The 6,852-nt window shown below is 37.3% G+C and carries 2 protein-coding genes and 1 pseudogene; all 3 read right to left on the bottom strand.

The annotated features are described in order from the left end of the window. Nucleotides 1–198 (bottom strand): annotated as a pseudogene (locus E1140_RS02670) (HD domain-containing protein); the annotation flags it as partial. 108 nt (nucleotides 199–306) lie between these two features. Continuing rightward, nucleotides 307–2,331: an adenylate/guanylate cyclase domain-containing protein gene (locus E1140_RS02675; protein ID WP_155178769.1), complete on the bottom strand. Its 2,025-nt coding sequence runs from the start codon at nucleotides 2,329–2,331 to the stop codon at nucleotides 307–309. Nucleotide 2,332: 1 nt separating this feature from the next. Continuing rightward, the gene (locus tag E1140_RS02680) at nucleotides 2,333–6,736 is read right to left on the bottom strand and encodes an MBG domain-containing protein (RefSeq protein WP_155178771.1); all 4,404 of its coding nucleotides are present in this window, start codon (nucleotides 6,734–6,736) and stop codon (nucleotides 2,333–2,335) included. Nucleotides 6,737–6,852: the final 116 nt, after the last annotated feature.

A 6,852-nucleotide genomic window follows, 5' to 3' on the forward strand; every position in this document is an offset into this window, starting at 1 on the left:
TTCATACTCATGATCCTTGTAAGACCTCATAAAACCTGAGTCATGATAGAGCGCAGCAGCCTGTAATAGCTTTAATTCCTGCCAGCTTAATTCAGCCTCATGGTCAGCAATTTCCTCACAGCTCTGCAGTACATATAATGTGTGCTTTGGATTATGATAGGTTAACAAAGGTGAAAGTTCACTTTCGAGTTCCTGCAAAATGTGTTGCTTTAATAATGTTATAGGTACACTATTAGTCAAGTTATAGGTGTCTGGTGGAAAATCTATTCATTATTAACCAAATATAAATACCTAGATCCAATCAGATTAAGCTTCTTTTTGGTTCACTAATAAATCATTACTATATGAATCATTTTCTAATGCGAATTTATCCATATATTCAGCTTCATTGGCATTAGCATCATTGAGAAAATACATTTTGAGCATTCCTCTGTTTTTAGCCTCTATCTCACCCCTATATTCACAGTCAAAATTATCCTTGATTAAAGCGTAGGTACTTTCAGAAATATTAATTCTTCCAGCTTCAGAATTAGATTCCATGCGCGAAGCAATGTTTACTGTATCACCCCAGATGTCATAAGCAAATTTCTTGATTCCTACTACTCCTGCTACTACAGGACCAGTATGAATACCTATCCTAATTTCAAAAAATGGCCTATTTTCAGCTTCTCTTTTCCTTCTAAGCACCTGCATATATTCTCTGATTTCCAATGCGGCCCTTGCCACGTCCATATGATGCGTTTCATTGGTTTTTGGAAGCCCTCCTGCTGCCATATAAGCATCACCAATGGTTTTAATCTTTTCAATACCATGTCGTGTCATAATGATGTCAAACATCTTAAAACACTCATGTATTTCCTTCACTAATTCACGAGGACTCATTGTAGCTGAAATACTGGTAAAACCTTTAAAATCAGTAAAAAGAATGGTTACGGAATCATAATACTTAGCTTCAGTTTCTCCTTTTTCTTTGAGCTCCTCTGCAGTTTCTGAGGGAAGGATATTTAACAAAAGATTTTCAGATCTGTCTTTTTCCTTTTCTATAATCGACTTAATCTTCTTGATAAACCTGTAACGGTGCAAAAGACCTCCAGCCATAATAAACAATAGCACTCCAACAATACCTGTACCCCAGCTAATTGCTTTTTGTCTTTTAACATTGAGTTGTTCAATCTCATTGGTCTTTTCAAGCAAGTCTATCTCATCTTGTTTCTTCTCTATCTGATAGGTAAACTGAAGCCCCTTTATCTTATCATCAGTTTCCTCATTAAAAATGGTGTCTTTCATCTGCGAAAACAGCCTATTATACTCAAAAGCATTTTCAAATTCTTTAAGATTAGCATATGTTTCAGCTATCCCCTCATAGCCATTCTTTAATTCGACTTTTGATCCTAATGTAGCCGCCACATCAATGGCTTCCTTATATGCTTTCAATGCAGCATAGGGATTGCCTGACACCAAATAGGCTTCACCCAAATAATTGAGCGACTGACTTAATTCTAACTTTTGATCGAACGAGCGAGCCTTGTCAACTGCTTCATTTTGTAATTTAATGGCCATAGCATAATCCCCCTGCTCTAAAAAAACACGCCCTTTTATAGATAAGGGAACGGCATAAAACCCAGTTCCATAAAGCGCTGCCAATGCCATATCAGCATAATAAATTGATGAGTCATATTTATGTTGGTTGAGATAGATATCTGATATGTTAGAAGTAACTGTTCCTACTGCTGTATTATCATTCAATTTTTCTGCAATAGGCAATGCCCTTCTTAGGTAAGAAAGCGCCTGATCTCGAGTCGCTTCTTTATTCATATAAACAAGGGCTATATTTTGTAATGCGGTAGCTATTCTAGTAGCATCTCCAATTTCTTCAGAAACCTTTAAGGACTTTAAATAATAATCTAATGCTACAGCATCATCACCCTGGTTTGAATAAACAGCGCCAAGATTGTTTAACAAGTTTGCTACTCCTTCCTGATCCTTCAGTACTTCAAAAGCCTTTAATGAAGCTTCCCAGTATACTAGCAAATCGATATAATTGCCCAACACATAATAACCTAAACCAATGTTTTTATTGGCCTGAGCTATACCTCTTTGATAACCAATTGATGTAGCTAATTCAAGAGCCTGTTGACCATAATCAAGCGTACTTTCGGGTTCTACGCGAAACAACTGATAACTGATAGTATTGAGCGCATCCACCTTAAGACTATCATTGGTAGCTTCATTAAGTACTGATTGTAAACTATCTACGCGCTCATTTTGAGCAAATGAAGTTGAAATTAATCCCGTAAAAATTAAACAGATTAAAAAATGTGCTTTAGTCATGTTACTCTTTATAAACTCTCAAAGTTTCTGATTTTCCGTTAACTGTAAGCATCACATAATAAACACCTGCTGGATAGCTCTCCAGGTTAATGGTTATTGTATTATCAGTTGTGCTTTTAACAATCATTGGATTTTTCACAAAACCAAGATCGTCAAATACCACTATTCCTGTATTCTCAACATCGCTGGAGCCCGAAATTACTATGTAATCTTGTGTTGGATTAGGTGAAACCTGATAGCTTACATCTCCGAGAACATTTAATGCTAAACTGCAACCTTCTGAGTTAACGCTTTCAGAAGAAGATAATGATGACTTGTCTGTACCATTAGATGTTAGCTGCCATGATATTTTATCACCATCAAATTCTATATCAAATACGTGCTGTCCAGGCAAAAACACCTCTGGAATAGCTCCTGCATAATTTGGTGTACCCACTAACTGATTATCCGATCCCTGAGGAATATACCAAGGCGTATCATTCTTATTTTCATAGCTAAAGAATACTCTATATTGATAGCCTGAAGGGTCATTAGTAGCCATTTCTGTACACTCCATCCAAACTTTAATTCTGCTACCCTTTAACGGGTTTACATACAATGCTCCCGGCTCTACACTTAAATTATAGTTTGACGGCTCTGTGACTACTGGCTGAATTTCATAAATACCTCCCTGACCAGCATATGCAGGACTCAATGTATAGGTAATCTCAGCATCGCCAAACACATTCTCTACAGTTTCTCCGGCAGCAAAGCCACTGAAGTTTGAAGTGACAACTGGCAAATCATCTCCTTCTACGATGACATAATCATCAACAACTAGTGTTAAATCAGTCTTATTGATCGTAAGTTCTCCTACTCCATATTCTATAACAAAGTTCTTTGAATAAAATGCACCAGGAATAATATATTGAGGTTCACCCCCGTCTGTTGCATCCAGTCCGGTGATAAAATTAATTGAATTAAAATCATCAATAGACTCATCGTCCTCTGAAACAACTACTATAACTTTGCTATTTGAAGTTCCACTTACCTCTTCATTCACAAGTGCCAAGCCACGATTAACCAATGCTAATCCTCTATTTCCGATAACATTACCTTCATCATCAACTAAAGTAATAGTAGCGCTACCATCAGCTAGTATATCACTATTTACAAGTGCCAACCCCCTATTTACCATCGTGCCAGATGGGGACTCTGAATACTCTTCCAGTAACGATGCATCCACAAGGACCACATTATCTCCATTGACCAGAGCAAGTCCTCTATTTAAAGAATTTTGGCTTATAGTCCATGAAGATTCATTTACCAATGCAAGTCCTCTATTTACCAAAGCAAGCCCTCTGTCCAAAAGTGCTACAGTATCCTGCACCAATTGATCATCATGTAATGAAGTTAAGCTAGCAAGTATTTGATCTCTATTCGGAATATTTAGATCTGTACCAAAATCATATGTAAATTCAATAGGAGGCAACTGATCTCCATAAGTCATGTTGATGTTATTAGGAGTGATTTTCAATGACAATGGATCAATAAATAAAGCTCCATTCTCAAATGTAAAATCATACATTTCTTTTAATTGGATAGGTGCCTGGATAGAATCACCTGTTTGAGCATCAATACCCAAAGATGGAGAAACGAAATAAACACCAACATCACTTAAACTGGTAGCTTGGGTTTCAAATACTATTTGTGGCAATAATTCTAATTCTTCTGTTGATAAAGCAGGAACGGTTGAATAGCCAAAAGCAGGCATTTCTTCACCATATTTTTTAGTTGCATTATTCACCTTGATGACTACATTAGTAATTGATTTAGTAAAGAAATAAGCAGGCTCAGAAGTACCACCGTCTGATCCATTAGTATCCTCTTTAGGTGGAGTACTAAGCACAATATCCGGATTGCCAATAAAAGGATCTATAGTAGTTTCCAATTGAGTAGTATTTTCATCAATATCAGTGGTATTCGTAATTACCAATGGATTACCTCTAAATAGTATCTCGGTTTCATCTGTCAAATATTTTCCTTCGACAGTCAAAGTAAACGTATCCTCTCCAGGAGTAACACCTTCAGGAATAATCAATTTCAGTTCCTGTGGTGATGGATTGGCCAATGCACCTAAAATTGAATTACTTTTAATTAACCCTCTACCTGATGCATTATCAAATCCTTCTGGACCTAAATCTATAGCATTAATTGCTACCAACTCCCTTAACCCGGTAGTAGTAATTTCTTCTTTTATTGGACCAGAAGTATTATCATAGAATTTGTCTAACGATTCCAAAACAAGCGCCAAAACACCAGCCGCATGTGGGGCTGCTGCAGATGTACCAAAGAAATTAGGAAACTTATCAGCATCAAACTCTACATCTGTACCGAAATTAGATGTATTACCACCATCAGGAGCAATAAAATCAGGCTTAGCTAAGCTAGTACCTAACAAATTTCCACCTCTGGAAGAGGTTGGGTTTGCCTCCCACAATGAAGCGTCATCTGTATATGCTGGTGTATAGCCATAGAAAATGGCGCCAACACTACTTAATGATGATGAACTTGCATGCCCTACAACCGTAGACGCTGGATTATAATATTCATTAAATGTCCAGTTATTTCCTCTAAGTACTACGTACTGAAAGTTTAGCCCTTCAGGAATATTATCTCCCGTTATGAGAACATTCACGACTGTTGGCTCATTGATTTTAAAGGCGATAATCTCTATAGGATCCTCACCTCTATTCAATCTATTACCACTATACAGCAAATTTCCTGTCTGACTCATTATCCAGATGTCCAGATCATGAGCTGCACCAGAGGCATCTCCCTGAGAGTAAAATAGGTCCTCCCATTGCATCTCAATAACATAGATTCCAGGCATTAAAGATATTTGCTGTAAATAGTCTCCAGATGAAAACTCGTGAGCGACTGCATTATCAGCAAGGAATGGGTATGGCAAATCAGCTGCTGAAGTACTAAACGAATAACCCACACTTCTATCACCAAAGTTACCTGCTGATGTCAAATAGTGTACCCCATTAGCTGCTGCATAATCAACAGCTTGCGATATCTGTCCAGTGGGAGCAAATGGCTCTGATAAATAGGTGATATCATCAACAATTACATCATAGTCATCATTTACCATCTCAACAATGCCTCGGGCCATATCATTCGAACTCAAAAACCCTGTTCTAAAACCTAATTGAGCTTTTGGTGCTACATCATGAATTATTTCTAACATTCCCAGTCCTTCATTAGAACCTCTCACATTATCTTTTAAAACATCAACAGGTATTAAACTACCTGACTGCTCACTACCAGGTAGATCACCATTAGCAACTACTGTAGCAGCAAGGTTACCCTGAGCATCATAGCTATCGGAAATTACACCAACCTTTACACCTTCTCCACCAACACCAAAACCATTTCTTACAGCATATGACAGCAAAGCTGAATCCCCCTGACTTTCAACCAGGCCTGTGTTGGTTATCGGAGGATAGCCGGGTCTTACAAAATTGATCAATTCATCATAGTTATTTAGTTCTTTCAACTGGTCAATTGGGAAATAACCAGTAAGGATTAATGGTAAAGAATTGGGAGTTTCATCATAGAATCCATAAGTAACCAATATGTTTCGGAGCTGATCCATATCAGCTCCTACATTAGCTATTACTTCAACAAGTACATTTCCATTTTCTATTTGAAAAACGTCATTAGACTCGACCACTTCACCATTTTCAAGCAAATCTGCCAAGTAATATAACTCAGGCCACAGATCATCACCTTCTACATTAGAAGCAAATACTGGCTCTAGCAGCGATGGATCAATATCAAGTGTAACATCAAGTAGGGATTGATAACCTATTGACTCCTCTTTATCAAAATAGCCATAAAGAGAAAATACTAAAACGTCTTCTCCATCAGCACCTCGAATATCATACAACCCATCATACCCGGTCACCGATTGTATGCCTTTGCCCTGCACTGTAACCGTAACACCTACCAAAGGGATACCAGTTCTCGCATCTCTTACCACGCCTGTCACATATCCACATTGTGAAATGTCACTACTAGCAGTAGCTTCACTAGGTTTTAAATTAACATTTTCAATATGCCAGGTAAGATTTTTACCATTAAAGTCTGCCTCAAAAACATTACTATAGCTACCTGGTTTAAAAATTGTAGGCTGACCCCTGTCTTGTGAAGATGGTGTTAATTTGTTGTCCTTTCCTATCGGAATAGTCACCTCAAAATCATTTGAGTTTATGTAGCCGAAATGGGCAACATAAGTATCCCGGCTATCATCATATTCCACACAATTTACGACCGGCTTGATGGGTTGCTGAGCACTTGCCGAAAATGCTATCATGCATAAGAAGATCACTATACATGATTGGAGATTAAAAGTTTTCATTTATAAAGCCATTTGATTGATTTCGAATTCGTTAAATGTAAGTAAGTTAACTATAATTAACATAATCTACCATCAATGAGCAGAATAAATTTAATACCCTCTATAAATATTTATAT

The sequence above is a fragment of the Fulvivirga lutimaris genome (assembly GCF_009711525.1).
Lineage (GTDB): Bacteria > Bacteroidota > Bacteroidia > Cytophagales > Cyclobacteriaceae > Fulvivirga > Fulvivirga lutimaris.

Coding starts and splice junctions, on each gene's coding strand:
- E1140_RS02675 (WP_155178769.1), bottom strand. CDS start 2,331: ATGACTAAAGCACATTTTTTAATCTGTTTAATTTTTACGGGATTAATT.
- E1140_RS02680 (WP_155178771.1), bottom strand. CDS start 6,736: ATGAAAACTTTTAATCTCCAATCATGTATAGTGATCTTCTTATGCATG.